This is a genomic window from Rhizobium sp. Rhizsp42 (assembly GCF_047304155.1).
Taxonomy (GTDB): Bacteria; Pseudomonadota; Alphaproteobacteria; order Rhizobiales; family Rhizobiaceae; genus Rhizobium.
Genome location: NZ_JBGLYS010000011.1, coordinates 88,796 through 106,517 on the forward strand (window position 1 = coordinate 88,796; position 17,722 = coordinate 106,517).

Sequence of the window (17,722 nt, forward strand, 5' to 3'; positions counted from 1 at the left end):
CTCTTGAATCCTTCAACTGGTTTCATCTCTACGAAGAATAAGCTTTATAGACTGTCACCAGCCGCGACACCCGATGCCCAGGCCCACTGGAAATTGTAGCCGCCGAGCCAACCGGTGACGTCCACGCACTCGCCGATGAAGTGGAGACCGGGCACCGCCTTGGCCTGCATGCTGCGGGAATCGAGCGCTGATGTGTCGATGCCGCCAAGCGTGACTTCGGCCGTGCGATAACCCTCGGAGCCCGAAGGCTTGATCGTCCAGTTCTGCGCGGCATCGACCAAGCGCGCCAGCACCTTGTCGGACATGTCCGCCATGTTGCCGGTGACGCCGGCGCGCTCGGTCAGATATTGGGCCAGACGCTTGGGGAGCACCTCGCCGAGTGCTGTCTGCGCCGACTGGCGGCCATTCGCCTGCTTCGCCGCCTTCAGGTGAGCGAGGAGATCGACGTCGGGCTCGATATCGACGGTGACCTCGTCACCCTCGCGCCAATAGGACGAGATTTGCAGGATGGCCGGGCCGCTCAGGCCGCGATGGGTGAAGAGCAGCGCTTCGCGAAAGGCGGTCTTGCCATGGCGCAGTTCGGCGGGGGCAGCGATCCCCGACAGCGGCGCTACGCTTTCGAGCAATTGCGGGTCGAGCGTCAGCGGCACGAGGCCGGGGCGGGTTTCGATGAGAGGCAGGCCGAACTGTTCGGCAATGCGATAAGCGAACCCGGTCGCGCCCATTTTCGGGATCGACTTGCCGCCGGTGGCGATCACCAGCGAGGTGGCGTGATACTCGCCCTCGGAGGTCGAGACTCGAAAGCCGTCCTCGGTCTTATCGACCGCGACGATTTCGGTGCGCAGCTCGAGCCTGGCGCCGACCGCCAGCATCTCGTCCAGCAACATACGGATGATGTCCTTGGCGCTGTCATCGCAAAACAGCTGGCCGAGCGTCTTCTCGTGCCAGGCGATCTTGTGGCGATCGACCATGGCGATGAAGTCCGACGGCGTGAAACGGGCCAGCGCCGACTTGCTGAAATGCGGGTTGGCCGACAGGAAATTCTTCGGCGAGGCGTGGATATTGGTGAAGTTGCAGCGACCGCCGCCGGAGATGCGGATCTTGTCGCCGGGTGCCTTAGCATGATCCAGCACGACCACCGAGCGGCCGCGCTGGCCGGCGCGGATGGCGCACATCATGCCTGCGGCGCCCGCGCCTATGACGATCACATCGCTTCTTCGCTGCACGGCTGTTTCCTTCGTCGAAAGGCGTCTTCTTTTTCCATCAATAGGCGAAAGTCAACGTGCCTCCCCCCTCGCCAATTGCCAAACTCCGGTTATTATGGCTGCAAGATCAACGCAAACCGGTGTGTCATGTCCCCAAAAAAGACGACGCTGAAGCCTGCCAAGAACGTTCCCGCCTCGAAGAAATCTCCCCCGGACCCTGGATATCTTCGCGGCGTGGCCTCCTGGAAGGAAGCAGCGCAGTTCTTGCGGGCACGCGGGATCGAAGACATCGAATGCATCACGCCCGACCTCGCCGGCGTGCCGCGCGGCAAGATGATGCCGAGCTCGAAATTCACCTCGAACACCTCGCTGGCGCTGCCGTCCGCGATCTACCGCCACACGATTTCGGGCGAATATCCCGAGGAAACCGAAAGCTTCCGCTACGAGCCGCGCGACAGCGATTTGAAGCTGGTGCCTGACCTTTCGACGCTTTCCGTCGTACCGTGGGAAACGGACCCGACCGCGCAGGTGATCTGCGATATCGTCAGCGCGGATGGAGAAGAGGTCCCCTATACGCCGCGCAACGTCTTGAAGCGGATCATGAAGCTCTATCATGACCGCGGCTGGAAGCCGATCGTGGCGCCGGAGATCGAGTTCTATCTCGTCGCCAAGAACGACGACCCCGATTATCCGCTGCATCCGCCGAAGGGCCGCTCGGGCCGCGCCATTCTGGGCGGCCAGGGCTATTCGATCGCCGGTATCAACGAGTTCGACGAACTGATCGACGACATCTACCACTTCTCCGAAAAGCAGGGGTTGGAGATCGACACGCTCATCCACGAGGAAGGACCGGCGCAGCTCGAGATCAACCTTCGCCACGGCAATCCGATCGAGCTTGCAGACCAGGTCTTCATGTTCAAGCGGACGATCCGCGAGGCGGCGATGAAGCATGGCATCTACGCCACCTTCATGGCCAAGCCGATGCAGGGCCAAGCCGGATCGGCGATGCATATCCATCAGTCGGTCATCCACGAGGACACGGGCAAGAACGTGTTTTCCAACCCCGACGGCTCGCCCTCGAAGGAGTTCTTCCACTTCATCGGCGGCATGCAGAAATATGTGCCGAGCGCGCTCTGCATGCTCGCCCCGTACGTCAACTCCTACCGCCGCCTGACGCCCGACATGTCCTGCCCGGTCAACAACGCGTGGGGCTATGATAACCGCACGACAGCATTCCGCGTGCCGGTGTCTGATCCGCAGGCGCGGCGTGTCGAGAACCGGCTGCCGAGTTCCGACGCCAATCCCTATCTGGCGCTGGCGGCTTCGCTTGCCTGCGGCCTCTTGGGCATCATGAAGGAAATCGAGCCGACGGCGCCGACCGAAGATTCGGCCAACGAAGGCTCGATCGACCTGCCGCGCGGTCTGCTTGAAGCCGTCGCGCTGATGGAGGACGAGCCGGCGTTCGAGGAAGTGTTCGGCCGCGAGTTCATCGGGCTCTATGCCGGCGTCAAGCGCGGCGAGTTCGAGACCTTCATGCAGGTTATCAGCCCGTGGGAACGCGAATTCCTTCTGCTCAACGTGTGAGGATGGCGCCATGACATCCGAACAGAAATGGCAGAGCCCGATTGCGCCCGGCATTTCGTGGTATCAGGCGACAGTGGGCGAGCGGCCCACCTACCCTGAACTCGACGGATCGAAGACATGCGACGTCGCCATTATCGGCGGCGGCTATACCGGGCTGCAGGCGGCCTATCATCTCGCCAAGGCGGGCGTGTCGGTGGTGCTCATCGAGGCCTGCCGGTTCGGCGATGGCGCGTCGGGCCGCAACGGCGGGCAGCTCGGCACCGGGCAGCGCTCGTGGCCGGAGGAGCTGGAAGAAGAGATCGGCTTCGAGCGATCGAAGGCGCTGTTCGATCTGGCCGAGGACGCCAAGGAGCACTTGCTCACCTTCGCGGCCGAGCACCAGATCGACATTGATTTCATGCCCGGCCAGATGAACGTGGCGCACAAGGCGAGCTACGAGAAGGACTTTCGCGCCAATGCGGAGATAGCAGCCAGCCGCTACGGCTACCCGCACGCCACCTTCATGGACCGCGCGGAAACGCAGGAGCGGCTGGGGTCGACGCGCTTTTTCTGCGGCGTGCGCGATACCGGCACCGGTCACATTCACCCGCTGAAGCTCCTGATCGGGCTGGCGCGGGCGGCGGCGGCTTCCGGCGCTCAGGTCTTCGAAATGACGAAGGCGACGGCGATCCGCCAGGGCGGCGGCAAGGTGACGATCGACACGCCGCGCGGGCAGATCACCGCCGACAAGGCGCTGATTGCCTGCAACGGCTATATCGACAATCTCGAGCCGATTACCGCCAGCCATGTGATGCCGATCCGGTCCTTCATCGGCGCCACCGTGCCGCTCGGCGAGAAATCCACGGTCATTCCGGGCAGCGAGGCCGTTGCCGATTCGCGCTTTGTCGTCCGCTACTTCAGGAAGTCCAAGGACGGGCGGCTGCTGTTTGGCGGCCGCGAGGCCTACACGGCGGACAATCCGCGCGACATATCGCAGCACATCCGCCGGCAGATCGCCGAGATCTACCCCGAACTCGATAACGTCGAGATCACCCATGCCTGGGGCGGATCGGTCGCGATCACCATGCCGAGACAGCCCTTCGTGCGCGAGGTTATGCCAGGCGTGACCTCGATCGGCGGCTATTCCGGCCATGGCGTGATGCTTGCCAACTATTGCGGGCGGCTCTATGCCGAAACTGTGATCGGGAAATCCAGGGACCTCGAGCTGTTCAAGGCGCTGAAAATCCCGGCCTTCCCGGGTGGTCCGGCGATGCGCGCGCCCCTGCTCTTCCTGGCGCTTTCCTGGTTTGCGCTGCGCGACAAGTTTTAGTCCGATTGCGCATTTCCTCGCGAGGCTTTTCGATCTAAAACCAGTGCCGGACAAATTCGTTGCAGCGCACACTGGCTTTTTTAAATCGATTAGATTAAAGAGGCCAAGAACCAGTCTGATTGAGAGATAGCCTCATGAGCAGCCAAATCATTCCCGTTGAACCTTTCGATTACGTCGTCTTTGGCGGCAGTGGCGACCTTGCCGAGCGCAAGTTGCTGCCGGCCCTCTACCATCGTCAGATCGAAGGCCAGTTCTCCGAGCCGACCCGCATCATCGGCGCTTCCAGAAGCGCGCTGACCCACGAAGAATACCGCAAGTTCGCGCAGGACGCTCTGAAGGAGCACCTGAAGAAGGGCGAGTATGACGAGGCTGAGGTCGCCAAGTTCTGCGAACGCCTTTACTACGTGCCTGTCGACGCCCGCTCCGACGCCGGCTGGGACCAGCTGAAGAAGCTGCTCGACGAGGGCAAGGACCGCGTGCGCGCCTTCTATCTGGCGGTCGCACCCGGCATCTTCGGCGACATCTCGCAGAAGATCCACGATCACAAGCTCATCACCAAGACCACCCGCATCGTCGTCGAAAAGCCGATCGGCCGCGACCTGGACTCGGCCCTGCAGCTCAACGACACGATCGGCAAGGTCTTCAAGGAAGAGCAGATCTTCCGTATCGACCACTATCTCGGCAAGGAAACCGTGCAGAACCTGATGGCGCTGCGCTTTGCCAACGCGCTCTATGAGCCGCTCTGGAATGCACAGCATATCGACCACGTGCAGATCACCGTTGCCGAATCCGTCGGACTCGAAGGCCGTGCCGGCTACTACGATACCGCCGGCGCGCTGCGCGACATGGTGCAGAACCACATCATGCAGCTCGTCTGCCTGGTCGCCATGGAAGTCCCATCGTCGATGGATTCCGAAGCGGTTCGCGACGAGAAGCTGAAGGTGCTGCGCGCGCTGAAGCCGATCGACGCTTCGAATGTCGAGCAGACCACCGTACGCGGCCAGTATCGCGCCGGCGCTTCGGCGGGCGGCCCGGTCAAGGGTTACCTCGAAGAACTCGAAGGCGGCGTGTCCAACACCGAAACCTTCGTCGCCATCAAGGCCGAGATCAACAACTGGCGCTGGGCCGGCGTTCCCTTCTACATCCGCACCGGCAAGCGTCTTGCCGGCCGCATGTCGGAGATCGTCATCACCTTCAAGTCGATCCCGCACTCGGTCTTCGACCAGTCGGCCGGCCGCATCAACCAGAACCAGCTGATCATCCGCCTGCAGCCCGACGAAGGCGTCAAGCAGTCGCTGATGATCAAGGATCCGGGCCCGGGCGGTATGCGCCTGCGCAACGTTTCGCTCGACATGAGCTTCGCCGATTCCTTCCAGGTTCGTAACCCCGACGCCTACGAGCGCCTGCTGATGGACGTCATCCGTTCGAACCAGACGCTGTTCATGCGCCGCGACGAAGTGGAAGCGGCGTGGCAGTGGGTCGACCCGATCCTCAAGGGTTGGGAATCCACCGGCCAGAAGGTTCAGGGCTACACGGCCGGCACCTGGGGCCCGAGCCAGTCGATCGCGCTTATCGAGCGTGACGGCCGCACCTGGCACGACAACCTCTAAGGATCGAGAGAATGGCAGCGACCATGCACAATTTTGCCAACGCCGCCGAACTGGCGCGCAACCTTGCCGACAAGGTCGCTGCATCGCTTTCGACGGCCATTGCCAAGAAGGGAACGGCGGAAATCGCCGTTTCCGGCGGCTCGACGCCGAAGGCATTCTTCCAGGAACTGTCGACGCGCGATCTCGACTGGACGAAGGTAACGATCACCCTCGTCGACGAGCGTTTCGTGCCCGCCGACAATCCGCGCTCGAACCATCTGCTCGTGATCAGCAATCTCCTGCAGAACAAGGCGAAGGCGGCAAAGTTCCAGCCGCTCTACCAGCCGGCGGCAACGGTCGAGGAAGCGGCAAAGCTCTCGACGGCGGCCACGGCTTCGATCGGCAATCCGTTCGATGTCGTCATTCTCGGCATGGGCGGCGACGGCCACACGGCGTCGTTCTTCCCTGGCGGCAGCAATCTTGCGGTTGCTCTCGACCCGAAGACGCCGCGCGGCATCATCACCATGGACGCTGACGGCGCAGGCGAACCCCGCCTGACTTTCACCTTCTCCAGCCTGCAGGATGCGGGGCTGCTCGTTCTTCACATCGAAGGCGACGGCAAGAAGGACGTTCTGGCGAAGGCCGAGGGTGCAGGCGACGAGACGGAGATGCCGATCCGGGCAATCCTTCGCCGCGCCGCGACGCCCGTCGACATTTACTGGGCGCCATAAGCCGACGGCCTTAATGGCCAACACGGCTTAAAGCCGCGAACAGACAATCGAATACCAGCAAACGACAAGGATCTCCCATGTCCGCTCATTCGCGCGTTGCCGCCATCACCAACCGTATCGTCGAACGGTCGAAACCGTCGCGAGAACTCTATCTCGAGCGCTTGCGAAACGCGGTGGGCAAGAGCGTGGTTCGCTCTTCGCTCGGCTGCGCGAACCTGGCACACGGCTTCGCGGTCTGTTCCCCCGCCGAGAAGGATGCACTGGCCGGCGACCGTGTTTCCAATCTCGGCATCATCACTTCCTACAACGACATGCTCTCGGCGCATCAGCCGTTCGAGACCTATCCCGCGATCATTCGCCAGGCGGCTGCGGAAGCCGGCGGCATCGCGCAGGTAGCGGGCGCTGTTCCCGCCATGTGCGATGGCGTGACCCAGGGCCAGCCGGGCATGGAGCTCTCGCTCTTTTCGCGCGACCTGATCGCCATGGCTGCAGGTATCGGCCTGTCGCACAACATGTTCGACGCGGCCCTCTATCTCGGTGTCTGCGACAAGATCGTACCGGGTCTGACGATTGCCGCGCTGACCTTCGGCCACCTGCCGTCGATCTTCGTACCGGCAGGGCCGATGACGTCAGGCCTGCCGAACGACGAGAAGTCGCGTGTGCGCCAGCTTTATGCCGAGGGCAAGGTCGGCCGCGCCGAGCTGCTCGAGGCCGAGTCGAAGTCCTATCACGGACCGGGCACCTGCACTTTCTACGGCACGGCGAACTCCAACCAGATGCTGATGGAGATCATGGGCTTCCATATGCCGGGCTCCTCCTTCATCAATCCGGGCACGCCGCTTCGCGAAGCATTCACCCGCGAGGCGACCAAGCGGGCGCTTGCGATCACCGCGCAGGGCAACGAATTCACGCCGGCGGGCGAGATGATCGACGAGCGCTCGATCGTCAACGGCGTCGTCGGCCTGCACGCCACCGGCGGCTCGACCAACCACACGCTCCACCTCGTTGCCATGGCGCGCGCCGCCGGCATCGAGCTCACCTGGCAGGATATCGCCGAGCTCTCCGAAGTGGTGCCGCTGCTTGCCCGCGTCTATCCGAACGGGCTTGCCGACGTGAACCATTTCCACGCGGCCGGCGGCATGGGCTTCCTGATCAAGGAGCTGCTGAAGCACGGCCTGGTGCACGACGACGTGCGCACCGTGTTCGGCCATGGGCTGCAAGCCTACACGATCGATCCGCGCCTTGGTGAGGATGGAAACATCGTGCGCGAGCCCTCCCCGGAAAAGAGCGTCGATCCGAAGGTACTCGCGAACATCGAGACGCCGTTTCAGGCCAATGGCGGCCTGAAGATGCTGCGCGGCAATCTCGGCAAGGGCGTCATCAAGATCTCGGCAGTGAAGGCCGACCGCCACGTCATCGAGGCGCCGGCGATCGTCTTCCACAGCCAGCAGGAGCTTCAGGACGCCTTCAAGGACGGCAAGCTCAACCGCGACTTCATTGCCGTCGTCCGCTTCCAAGGGCCGAAGGCCAACGGCATGCCGGAGCTGCACAAGCTGACGCCGCCGCTCGGCGTGCTGCAGGACCGCGGCTTCCGCGTGGCGCTTCTCACCGACGGGCGCATGTCCGGTGCGTCAGGCAAAGTTCCGGCGGCGATCCATGTGACGCCTGAGGCCGTCGACGGCGGACCGATCGCGCGCATCATGGATGGAGACATCATCCGTCTCGACGCGATCGCCGGCACGCTCGAGGTGCTTGTGGACGCAGCGACGCTCGCCGACCGCAAGCCTGTCGTGGCCGACCTCTCGGACAACGAATTCGGCATGGGCCGCGAGCTGTTCGCCCCCTTCCGCCGGGCCGTCGGCGCATCCGACAAGGGCGCCAGCGTGCTGTTCCACTAGGACCGGCAGCGATTACCCCAAAAAACGACAAGGCCCGCGAGACGATCTCGCGGGCCTTGTTGTTTTAATCGGCGCGATCAGCGATCAGGCGCGGATGTCGAGCACGCGGTCGCGATGGGCCGGGTGGGTGCTGTAGACGAAGATCTTGTTCAGTTCCTTGTCGGTCAGCATGCGCAGGAAGCGGACTTCCACGGTGTTGTTGGGGTTAACACGTGTCAGCATGCAGCCGATCTTGGTGATGCGGGCATCGGGAAGATCGAGATAGAACTGACGCGGAAGGTTGAACTGCGTCAGGATCGCAAGGACCGCGCTGCTCTTGGAAATGCGGATGATGTCGCAACGGCGCGAGGCCATGTTCATGACGCCCTTCTCGGTATATTCGAGACGCGCGGCGTTCATCGTGTCCTCCATCTTGAACCGCACTTCGCGGTCGTACATGAAGGATTCTTCCTTGTTCAAAAAATGTCCTGATGACTGGGGGCTCGGTGTCGCCACTGTCGTAATCCTCTAAGTATGCAATGAGGAAAGACTACCAAGCGATCTTTAACAGAAGGTTCGAACAACATAGCGCCGGGCCGCATTATTCACACGGCCCGAGAGCTATTTACAACTTACTTGCGATAGGTGCGGCCTTCTGCATCGAACAGGTGCAGTTTCGAACGTTCGGCCGAGAAATGCATCTTCTGCCCGCGCTTTACATCATAGATGCCAGGCAGCTTGACGATGATCGGCTCGTTTTGAACGAGGCCCTCGATATAGAGCAGCGTCACCTCGCCAAGCGCCTCGACGATCGAGACTTCGCCCTCGAAGAGGTAATCGTCGGTTGGGCCAGCGATGCGCAGGTCTTCGGGGCGAACGCCGAAGCTGGCGGTCTTGCCCTTTTCCGAGGTTGCCGTCGGGATATCGAGCGTGACGGACTTGCCGCCGGTCAGCGTAACCGTGGTCGTGTTTCCGGCTTCCGTGACAGTGGCCGGGATGACGTTCATGGCCGGCGAGCCGATGAACTTGGCGACGAAGAGATTGGCCGGACGCTCATAGAGCTCCAGCGGCGCGCCGACCTGTTCGATATTGCCGGCGGACAGGACCACGATGCGATCGGCGAGCGTCATCGCCTCGACCTGGTCGTGGGTGACGTAGATCATCGTCGTGTCGGCCATCTGCTCGTTGAGGCGGGCGATCTCGATGCGCGTTGCGACGCGAAGGGCCGCGTCGAGGTTCGACAGCGGTTCGTCGAAGAGGAAGACCTTCGGGTTGCGGCAGATGGCGCGACCGATGGCAACGCGCTGGCGCTGGCCGCCCGAGAGCGCCTTGGGCAGGCGATCGAGATACTTGGTGAGCTGCAGGCTTTCGGCCGCCGCGCGCACGCGACGATCGATTTCCTGCTTGTTCTCGCCGGCGATCTTCATGCCGAAGGCCATGTTGTCGTAGACGGTCATATGCGGGTAGAGCGCATAGGACTGGAACACCATGGCGATGCCGCGCTTGGAAGGCGGGACGTCGTTTACCAGCTGGCCGTCGATATACATGTCACCGCCGGTGATGTTCTCCAGGCCGGCGATCATGCGCAGCAGGGTGGACTTGCCGCAGCCCGACGGACCGACGAACACAACGAATTCGCCCTCCTTGATATCAAGATCGATGCCATGGAGCACGTCCACGGCACCGTAGGATTTGCGAATGTCCTTGAGTGTCAGTCCAGTCATCGAGTTCTCCTCCTCCAGAAGTCTCTAGGCGAGCCGAGCGAAATACGCGCCCCAGGCGGGTATATCGATCTTGTCGCCATAGTTATTGCTGACGAAACCATGGCCCGTCAACGCCTGCCAGTTACCTTCAGGTAGAGCGACCAAGGCTTCGGTCGCGCTCATGTTGAAAACGCAGAGCAGTTTTTCGTTGCCGTATTCGCGCTGGAATACCAGCATGTCGCCCTGCGGCTCCATGAACTTGATCTCGCCCTTGGCGAAGGCCGGGTGCTGCTTGCGGAAGGCGATGAAGCGGCGATAGTGCTCGAGCACCGAGGTCTCGTCGCCCTGCTGAACGCTGACGGCGCGCAGGATATGCTCGACCGGGACCGGCAGCCATGGCTTGACGGTCGAGAAGCCACCCTGGGCGACCTGGCTGTCCCAGACCATCGGTGTGCGGCAGCCATCGCGGCCCTTGAACTCCGGCCAGAACTGGATGCCGTAGGGGTCCTGCAGGTCCTCGTAGGCAAGATCGGCTTCCGTCAGGCCGAGCTCCTCACCCTGATAGAGGCAGACGGAGCCACGCATGGTCATCAGCATCGCCGCATACTGCTTGGCGAAGGCGTCGCGGTCGGCAACAAGCGAGCCCCAGCGGGTCACATGGCGCACGACATCGTGGTTGGAGAGCGCCCAGCAGGCCCAGCCATCGGGAGCAGCGGCGGCGAAATCGTTCATCACGTCTTCGATGCGTTCGGGCGAGAGCGGATCCGGCGACAGGAACTCGAATGCGTAGCACATGTGCATCTTGTCATCGCCCGACGTGTATTCGCCGACGATCTCGAGACCGCGCTGGCTATCGCCGACTTCGCCGACCGCGGCGATATCCTGGAACTCCTCGAGCACCGCGCGGAATCGCTTCAGGAACGCGATGTTCTCCGGGCGGTTCTTGTCGTAGATGTGTTCCTGGAAATTGTAGGGATTGACCGCCGGCGCCGTCGAAGCGTTGCGCCGCTCCGGCGCCAGCGCCGGATTGTCGCGCAATTCCTTGTCGTGGAAGTAGAAGTTGATGGTGTCGAGGCGGAAGCCGTCGACGCCGCGCTTCAGCCAGAATCGGACGACATCGAGCAGGCGGTTCTGAACCTCAGGATTATGAAGGTTGAGATCCGGCTGCGAGGTCAGGAAGTTATGCATGTAATATTGCATGCGGGTCGGATCCCACGCCCAGGCGGAGCCGCCGAAGATCGACAGCCAGTTGTTGGGCGGGGTGCCATCCGGCTTCGAGTCGCTCCACACGTACCAGTCGGCCTTGGCGTTGGTGCGGCTGGACCGGCTCTCGACGAACCAGGGATGCTGATCCGACGAATGCGAGATGACGAGATCGATCATCACGCGGATGCCCAGGCGGTGGGCTTCGGCGATCAGGGAATCGAAATCAACCAGCGTGCCGAAGATCGAGTCGACATTCTCGTAATCGGAAACGTCGTAGCCGAAATCGCGCATCGGCGAGGTGAAGAAGGGCGAGATCCAGATGGCGTCGGCGCCAAGGGCGGCCACATGCGGCAATCTCGCGGTAATGCCCTTGAGATCGCCGATGCCGTCGCCATTCGAGTCCTGGTAGGAGCGCGGATAGATCTGGTAGATCACCGCGCCGCGCCACCAGTCCTTGTCCGCCGTCAGGTTGGATTGAGATGCCATGCTCATATGTGGTCCTGTTGGATATTGCCTTGCGAAATGACTAGCCGCCCTTGACCGAACCCGAGAGCAGACCACGCACGAGATAGCGCTGCAATGCGAAGAAGACGAGCAGCGGTACTATAATCGTGATGAAGGCCGAGGCCGTCAGGATTTCCCAGTTGCCGCCGCGCGAGCCGAGCAGCGCGTTCAGCGCACCCGTCAGCACGAGGTGGTCCCTGTCGGTGCCGAGGAAGACCATGGCGACGAGCAGGTCGTTCCAGACCCAGAGGAACTGGAAGATCGAGAAGGAGGCGAGCGCCGGGAAGGACAAGGGCAAAACGATGCGGGTGAAGATCTCGAAATCGCTGGCGCCATCGACGCGGGCGGATTCGATGATCTCCTTGGGCAGACCCGCGATATAGGATCGCAGGAGATAGATGGCGAGCGGCATGCCGAAAGCGGTGTGCGCCAGCCAGATGCCGGGATAGGTCTTAGACGGCGTATCGAGCAGCATGCCGACCTGATTGTAGAGCCTCAGAAGCGGGATCAGCGACATCTGCAACGGCACGACGATGAGGCCGACGACCAGCGCGATCAGCAGCGCACGACCGGGGAACTCCATCCAGCTCAGCGCATAGGCTGCGAAGGCGGCGATCAGGATCGGGATGATCGTGGCCGGGATCGTGACCGTCAGCGAGTTGATGAAGGACTGGCCGATCCCCTCGCCCGTCAGCACCGTGCGATAGTTCTGCAGGGTGAATTCCGGCGGCGTGGCGACGGAGACATAGACGCGGCGGCCGCCGTCATCCGGGCCGAAGGCGGCGTTCTTGGCGTAGCGGTAGGTGCCGTCTTCATTGACGGTGAGCGAGAGACCATCGCCGAGATCGGCAGTCTCGCCGGCCTTGTAGGCCGAGGGCTGCGCGACGCGGGTGCCGAAGGCATTGATCGAGCGCCCCTCCTGGCCATCCAGCACGTTGCCGGAGATCACATAGGCGGGGCCATCCTGCTTCTGCTGATCGACCTGGCCGAGGCGGGCGGCCACGGTGCGCGACGAGCCGGAAAAAGCCGTCCACCAGCCGGAGACGACGATCTGGTCCTTGTCGCGCAGCGCGCTGACGAAGATGCCGAGCGTCGGGATCAGCCAGATGATGACGATCAGAAGGACGGCAGCGTGGACGAACAGGCGGGCCGGGCCAATCTTGAAGAAATCGCGGGTCAGGGTCATCTCACTTGCCTCCCAGTTCGCGATTGGCGCGGCGGACGTTCCACACCATGATCGGCGTGACGGCCAGCATGATGATCAGCGCGATGACGGCACTCCGGCCGCTGTCGCCGCCGCCCCGGAACATCCAGTTGAACATGAGATTGGCGAGAACCATCGTGTCCCACTGACCGTTGGTCATGGTGAGCACGATATCGAAGACCTTCAGCACGAGGATGGTGATGGTGGTCCAGACGACGGCGATCGTGCCCCAGACCTGCGGCACCATGATGCGCCAGAAGATCTGCCAGCCATTGGCGCCATCGATGACGGCGGCCTCGATGGTCTCTTCCGGAATGCCGCGGAGCGCCGCCGAGAGGATAACCATGGCAAAGCCGGTCTGAATCCAGATGAGGATGATCATCAGGAAGAAGCTGTTCCAGAAGGGCACCGAAATCCACACCTGCGGCGTGCCGCCGAAGAGCTGAACGATGGCATTGAGCAAGCCGATCTGCGTGGCGTTGCCGCCGCGATATTCGTAGATGAACTTCCAGATGACGGAGGCGCCGACGAAGGAGATCGCCATCGGCATGAAGACGATGCTTTTCGCGATATTGCCCCACCAGATGCGGTCGGTCATGACGGCGATGACAAGGCCGAAAAAGGTGCAGGCGGCGGGAACGACGGCGAGCCAGAGGATGTTGTTGAAGATCGACTGGCGGAATTCGCGGTCACCCAGGGCCCACTGGTAATTGCTGAGGCCGACGAACTCGGCTCCGGAGCGATCGTAGAAGGACAGGATGACCGTCGCGACCACGGGATAGACGAGATAGACGACCAGCAGGAAGAGCGCCGGGAACAGGAACAGCCACGGCCTTATGACGGAGCGGCGGTTGAGGTTCTGCGAGGCGGCGCGAATGTCGCCGTCCTTCACCGGAAGCGCCATATCAAGGAGCTTGTTCGAGAAATAGAAATAGGCCGCGCATGCGAATACGGCGACGACCACGACCCCCAAAGCGGAAACCAGCTGCGATAGCATTCATCCCTCCCCTGATGTCTACGTCTTTTTGAAATCACGCCGCCTGATGGCCGCTTGCAGCGGGCGCAAGAGGCGGCGATGGCCGGCGCTTTTGACGGCGTCCGGCCAGGCATTAAATCCATGCCGCCCGATCAGGCGGCATGGAGATCAGGCGATGTTACTTGATGCCGTCCCAGGCGCTCTGGATTTCCTTGGCGGTATCCTGAGCGGACTTGCCGCCGACGAAATCGACCATGCCGGTCCAGAAGGCGCCGGCGCCGATCTTGCCGGGCATCAGGTCGGAACCGTCGAAGCGGAACGTCGTTGCCGTCGTCAGGATTTCGCCTTCGCGCTTCATCTGCTCGTTGGCGTAAGCGGCCGTGTTGACGCCCTTGTAAGGGGTCAGGAAGCTAGACTGCGCCATCCAGACTTCATGTGCGATCGGCGTCTTCAGGAATTCCACGAAGGCGCGAGCGGGCTTGGAGTCCTTGGCGATGGTGACCAGCGTGCCGGCGCCCAGAACCGGCTTGCCGAGTTCGGGATGCGAGGCGAAGGTCGGCATGTAGAAGAAGTCCGCATCCTGGCCCATCTTCGTTCCTTCAGGGAAGAAGGACGGGATGAAGGACGCCTGATGGTGCATGTAGCACTTCGGCGGCACGGCGAAGAGGCCCTTCGGGCTGTCGCGGAAGTCGGTCGAGGCCACAGCCTTGACGCCACCATCGACATAAGCCTCGTTCTTAGCGAACTTGCCGAACTCGTCGATGACGGAGACGACTGCGGGATCATCGAACTTCAGTTCGTTGGTGGTCCACTTGTCGTAGGCTTCCGGCGGCTGCATGCGCAGCATCAGGTCTTCGATCCAGTCGGTCGCCGGCCAGCCGGTGGCGCCGCCGGAACCGAGACCGATGCACCACGGGACGCCGCCGTCCTTGACGATCTGCTCGGACAGAGCCTGCAGCTCTTCCATCGTGGTCGGGACCTTGTAGCCCGCTTCCTTGAAGTTTTCAGGCACGTACCAGACCAGCGACTTCACGTCGGCCTTGTAGGGGAAAGCGAAGAAGGCGTCCTTGCCGTCCTTGCCCTTGTAGGTGCCGTAGCCGACCCAGCTGTCGCCGGCGCCGTAATTGTCCTTGATCCACTTGGAATTCTCATCGCCAAGCGGCGCCAGGAAGCCCTTGCTGGCGAGATCGGCGAGAAGGCCCGGCTGCGGCAGGATCGCGATGTTCGGCGGCGAGCCGGCCTGTGTGTCGATAACGATCTGCTGCTCGTAGTTTTCCGAGGACGAATACTTGGCGTCGATGCCGGTCGCCTCGGTGAAGTAGGCGAGAATGCTGCGGAACAGCGTTTCGTCTTCGCCGCGCCACGGACCGAAGATCGTCAGTTCCTGACCCTTGAGGTCGGCATTGGCCGCCTTGAAGTCATCGTAGCTCTTCCAGTTGAACTTGGCGTCCTCACCCGGCGCGAATTTCAAATCGGCCGCGGACGCGCCACCGGCCAGAAGCGCTGCCACGGCAACGCCCATCAAAAATGACTTTTTCATGTGATCAACCTCCCATCACAATCCCAATCACGCCCTGCAACCGAAATTCCAAAGCGCTTTGACAACGAACTCATTTCACTTTCGGCATAAAAGAGTCAAGGCAATTCGCAAAACCCGGCTTGGGGCCTTTGGATATCGCAATGCAGCAACGCCTATGGGGCAATATGGAGCGATTTTTCTTGAGTCAAGCCGCGCAGCTGCTACATTGCTAAAAGCGCTTTGGATGCCATTTGGGAGACATGACCTCCAAGGCGTTGGAGGAAGTTTAACACGTGAATCTGAAACAGCTATCGGAAATGCTGGGGCTTTCCCAGACGACGGTGAGCCGTGCGCTGAACGGCTATCCTGAGGTCAACGAGGCGACACGCGAGCGGGTGCTGCGCGCCGTGCAGGAAACCGGCTATCGTCCCAACAAGGCGGCCCAACGGCTGGCGACCGGCAAGGCGGGTTCGATCGGCCTCGTCATGCCCACCGCGCCCGGGCATTATTCCGACGTGCATTTCGGCGAATTCCTGACCGGACTTGGCGAGGAAGCGGTAAGGCACGACTTTCATTTCGTGATCATGCCGGCCGATCCCGACGACGAGGTGGGGGCGCTGAGGCGGCTGGCGATCAGCGGAAATGTCGATGCGCTGTTCGTCGCCTATATGCGCGGGCACGATCCCCGGCTGCCGCTCCTGAAGTCGCTCTCCATGCCGTTTCTCGTGCATGGCCGCTCGTATGGGATTGAGCCTGACTATCCCTATCTCGACATCGACAACGAGGGCGCCTTCTACGATGCGACCCGGCTGCTGCTGCAGCTCGGGCACACGCGCTTCTGCCTGCTGAACGGGCCGGAGCACCTGGATTTCGCGATCCGCCGCAAGAAGGGCGTCGTTTCGGCGCTCGGCGAGCGCGGGCTGGAGCTGCCGGCGAACTGCACCAGCCACATGTCGATGACCGACGAACACGGGCAGTTCGCCATGGAGCGCTTTTTGCAGCTACCGGAGCCGCCGACGGCCATTCTCTGTTCCAGCACGGTGCTGGCGCTTGGCGCCATCCGCGCGGTGACGCAAGCGGGGCTGAAGCTTGGCGAGGATATTTCGCTGATCGCCCATGACGACGTGCTGCCGCATCTGAAGCCGGAGAATTTCTCCGTGCCGCTGACGACGACGCGCTCATCGCTGCGCGCGGCGGGTGTCCGGATCGCCGAGCGGCTGATCGGGACCGTCAAGCAGGACGGCCCCTTCCCCGAACAGGAACTATGGAAGACGGAGCTGATCGTGCGGGCGTCGACGGGTGCCGCGCCGCGCTAGGTCTATCCGGATCAGAACTTCGGCGGCGTCTGGCCGGCGGCGCGGTGCGCGGCAATCACCGTGTTGGCCATCAGCATGGCGATGGTCATCGGACCGACGCCACCGGGGACCGGGGTGATGACATCCGCGACTTCGGCGGCTTCGGCGAATGCGACATCGCCGACGAGGCGCGTCTTGCCCTCGCCCTTTTCGGGCGCTGCGATACGGTTGATGCCGACGTCGATAACCGTTGCGCCGCGCTTGACCCAATCGGCCTTGACCATCTCGGGACGGCCGACAGCGGCAACCAGAATATCGGCGTTGCGGCAAACTTCAGGGAGACCCTTGGTTCTCGAATGCGCGATGGTGACCGTGGCGTTGGCGTTGAGCAGAAGCTGCGCCATCGGCTTGCCGAACAGATTGGAACGGCCGACGACGACGGCATTTAGGCCGGAGAGATCTTCGCCGTGGGTGCGGCGCACGAAGACCATGGCGCCCGCTGGCGTACAGGAGACGAGGCCGGTCTCGAGATCGCCGACCGCCAGCTTGCCGGCGTTGACGACATGAAGGCCATCGACGTCCTTCTCGGGCAGGATCGACTGGATGATCGGGTCGGAATTCAGGTGCCTGGGCAGCGGCAGCTGCACGAGGATGCCGTGGATCGTGTCATCGGCGTTGAGCGAGGCGACAAGCGCGGCGAGTTCTTCCTGCGTCGTCTCGACGGGGAGCGTGTGCTGCACGGACTTGAAGCCGCATTCCTTGGCCATCTTGCTCTTGGAGCCAACATAGGCGTGGCTTGCCGGATCGTCGCCGACGATGATGACCGCGAGACCGGCCTGAACGCCGCTCTGCTTGTCCAATGCCGCGGTCGCCGCCTTCACCGTGTCGATGACCGAAGCTGCAACCTGTTTCCCGTCGATTACTGTCGCCAAGACCGTCTCCCTGCCATTACCCGCCATTCTAGTCGGCGGCATCAGACACAATTTGCCCGTCCACGCCCTATCCTGCCTGAAACGAGAA

14 protein-coding genes are annotated in these 17,722 nt (G+C 62.3%); 6 read left to right on the top strand and 8 right to left on the bottom strand.

The annotated features are described in order from the left end of the window. Positions 1-44 precede the first annotated feature (44 nt). On the bottom strand, positions 45-1,226 hold the full coding sequence (locus ACCD05_RS13070; protein ID WP_413393190.1) for an NAD(P)/FAD-dependent oxidoreductase: 1,182 nt from the start codon (positions 1,224-1,226) through the stop codon (positions 45-47). A 126-nt stretch (positions 1,227-1,352) separates the two neighbouring features. Here ACCD05_RS13070 and ACCD05_RS13075 point away from each other — a divergent pair, with 126 nt between their 5' ends. From ACCD05_RS13075 to edd, 5 genes are all read left to right on the top strand, one after another. Continuing rightward, positions 1,353-2,789, top strand: coding sequence for a glutamine synthetase family protein (locus ACCD05_RS13075; protein WP_018898473.1), 1,437 nt, complete (start codon positions 1,353-1,355; stop codon positions 2,787-2,789). 10 nt (positions 2,790-2,799) lie between these two features. Then, positions 2,800-4,098 (top strand): NAD(P)/FAD-dependent oxidoreductase, encoded by a 1,299-nt coding sequence (locus ACCD05_RS13080; protein WP_413393192.1) that lies wholly within the window; start codon positions 2,800-2,802, stop codon positions 4,096-4,098. Between the two features lie 134 nt (positions 4,099-4,232). Beyond that, complete coding sequence (zwf, locus tag ACCD05_RS13085; RefSeq protein ID WP_047508339.1) at positions 4,233-5,708, top strand: glucose-6-phosphate dehydrogenase; 1,476 nt, start codon at positions 4,233-4,235, stop codon at positions 5,706-5,708. An 11-nt stretch (positions 5,709-5,719) separates the two neighbouring features. Then, entirely contained in the window at positions 5,720-6,418 is a 699-nt protein-coding gene (pgl, locus tag ACCD05_RS13090; protein WP_413393194.1) for a 6-phosphogluconolactonase, read from the top strand. A gap of 77 nt (positions 6,419-6,495) precedes the next feature. Then, positions 6,496-8,316, top strand: coding sequence for a phosphogluconate dehydratase (gene edd, locus ACCD05_RS13095; protein WP_413393196.1), 1,821 nt, complete (start codon positions 6,496-6,498; stop codon positions 8,314-8,316). An 84-nt stretch (positions 8,317-8,400) separates the two neighbouring features. On the opposite strand, the gene ACCD05_RS13100 is transcribed toward edd, so the two are convergent. The 6 genes from ACCD05_RS13100 to ACCD05_RS13125 form a co-directional block, all read right to left on the bottom strand. Then, a complete protein-coding gene (locus tag ACCD05_RS13100) occupies positions 8,401-8,754 on the bottom strand; it encodes a hypothetical protein (RefSeq protein ID WP_112979872.1) in 354 nt (117 codons plus the stop codon). A gap of 173 nt (positions 8,755-8,927) precedes the next feature. Beyond that, entirely contained in the window at positions 8,928-10,019 is a 1,092-nt protein-coding gene (locus tag ACCD05_RS13105; protein ID WP_413393198.1) for an ABC transporter ATP-binding protein, read from the bottom strand. 24 nt (positions 10,020-10,043) lie between these two features. Continuing rightward, positions 10,044-11,696, bottom strand: coding sequence for an alpha-glucosidase (locus ACCD05_RS13110; RefSeq protein WP_112942751.1), 1,653 nt, complete (start codon positions 11,694-11,696; stop codon positions 10,044-10,046). 34 nt (positions 11,697-11,730) lie between these two features. Further along, positions 11,731-12,894, bottom strand: coding sequence for an ABC transporter permease subunit (locus tag ACCD05_RS13115; RefSeq protein WP_413393200.1), 1,164 nt, complete (start codon positions 12,892-12,894; stop codon positions 11,731-11,733). Between the two features lies 1 nt (position 12,895). Continuing rightward, on the bottom strand, positions 12,896-13,909 hold the full coding sequence (locus tag ACCD05_RS13120; RefSeq protein WP_413393202.1) for a carbohydrate ABC transporter permease: 1,014 nt from the start codon (positions 13,907-13,909) through the stop codon (positions 12,896-12,898). Between the two features lie 157 nt (positions 13,910-14,066). Then, on the bottom strand, positions 14,067-15,428 hold the full coding sequence (locus ACCD05_RS13125) for an ABC transporter substrate-binding protein (RefSeq protein ID WP_413393204.1): 1,362 nt from the start codon (positions 15,426-15,428) through the stop codon (positions 14,067-14,069). A gap of 272 nt (positions 15,429-15,700) precedes the next feature. Here ACCD05_RS13125 and ACCD05_RS13130 point away from each other — a divergent pair, with 272 nt between their 5' ends. Continuing rightward, on the top strand, positions 15,701-16,723 hold the full coding sequence (locus ACCD05_RS13130; RefSeq protein WP_413393206.1) for a LacI family DNA-binding transcriptional regulator: 1,023 nt from the start codon (positions 15,701-15,703) through the stop codon (positions 16,721-16,723). 11 nt (positions 16,724-16,734) lie between these two features. Here the strand turns inward: ACCD05_RS13130 and folD are convergent, their stop codons facing one another. After that, positions 16,735-17,634 carry a bifunctional methylenetetrahydrofolate dehydrogenase/methenyltetrahydrofolate cyclohydrolase FolD gene (gene folD, locus ACCD05_RS13135; protein ID WP_413393208.1) on the bottom strand — a complete coding sequence of 300 codons (900 nt, stop codon included), beginning with the start codon at positions 17,632-17,634 and terminating at the stop codon, positions 16,735-16,737. Between the last annotated feature and the right edge of the window lie 88 nt (positions 17,635-17,722).

Excerpts from the sequence above, each read along its gene's own strand:
- edd (WP_413393196.1), top strand. The coding sequence starts at position 6,496 with ATGTCCGCTCATTCGCGCGTTGCCGCCATCACCAACCGTATCGTCGAA.
- ACCD05_RS13120 (WP_413393202.1), bottom strand. The coding sequence starts at position 13,909 with ATGCTATCGCAGCTGGTTTCCGCTTTGGGGGTCGTGGTCGTCGCCGTA.
- ACCD05_RS13105 (WP_413393198.1), bottom strand. The coding sequence starts at position 10,019 with ATGACTGGACTGACACTCAAGGACATTCGCAAATCCTACGGTGCCGTG.
- ACCD05_RS13075 (WP_018898473.1), top strand. The coding sequence starts at position 1,353 with ATGTCCCCAAAAAAGACGACGCTGAAGCCTGCCAAGAACGTTCCCGCC.
- ACCD05_RS13110 (WP_112942751.1), bottom strand. The coding sequence starts at position 11,696 with ATGAGCATGGCATCTCAATCCAACCTGACGGCGGACAAGGACTGGTGG.
- pgl (WP_413393194.1), top strand. The coding sequence starts at position 5,720 with ATGGCAGCGACCATGCACAATTTTGCCAACGCCGCCGAACTGGCGCGC.
- ACCD05_RS13125 (WP_413393204.1), bottom strand. The coding sequence starts at position 15,428 with ATGAAAAAGTCATTTTTGATGGGCGTTGCCGTGGCAGCGCTTCTGGCC.
- ACCD05_RS13100 (WP_112979872.1), bottom strand. The coding sequence starts at position 8,754 with ATGTACGACCGCGAAGTGCGGTTCAAGATGGAGGACACGATGAACGCC.
- zwf (WP_047508339.1), top strand. The coding sequence starts at position 4,233 with ATGAGCAGCCAAATCATTCCCGTTGAACCTTTCGATTACGTCGTCTTT.
- ACCD05_RS13115 (WP_413393200.1), bottom strand. The coding sequence starts at position 12,894 with ATGACCCTGACCCGCGATTTCTTCAAGATTGGCCCGGCCCGCCTGTTC.
- ACCD05_RS13080 (WP_413393192.1), top strand. The coding sequence starts at position 2,800 with ATGACATCCGAACAGAAATGGCAGAGCCCGATTGCGCCCGGCATTTCG.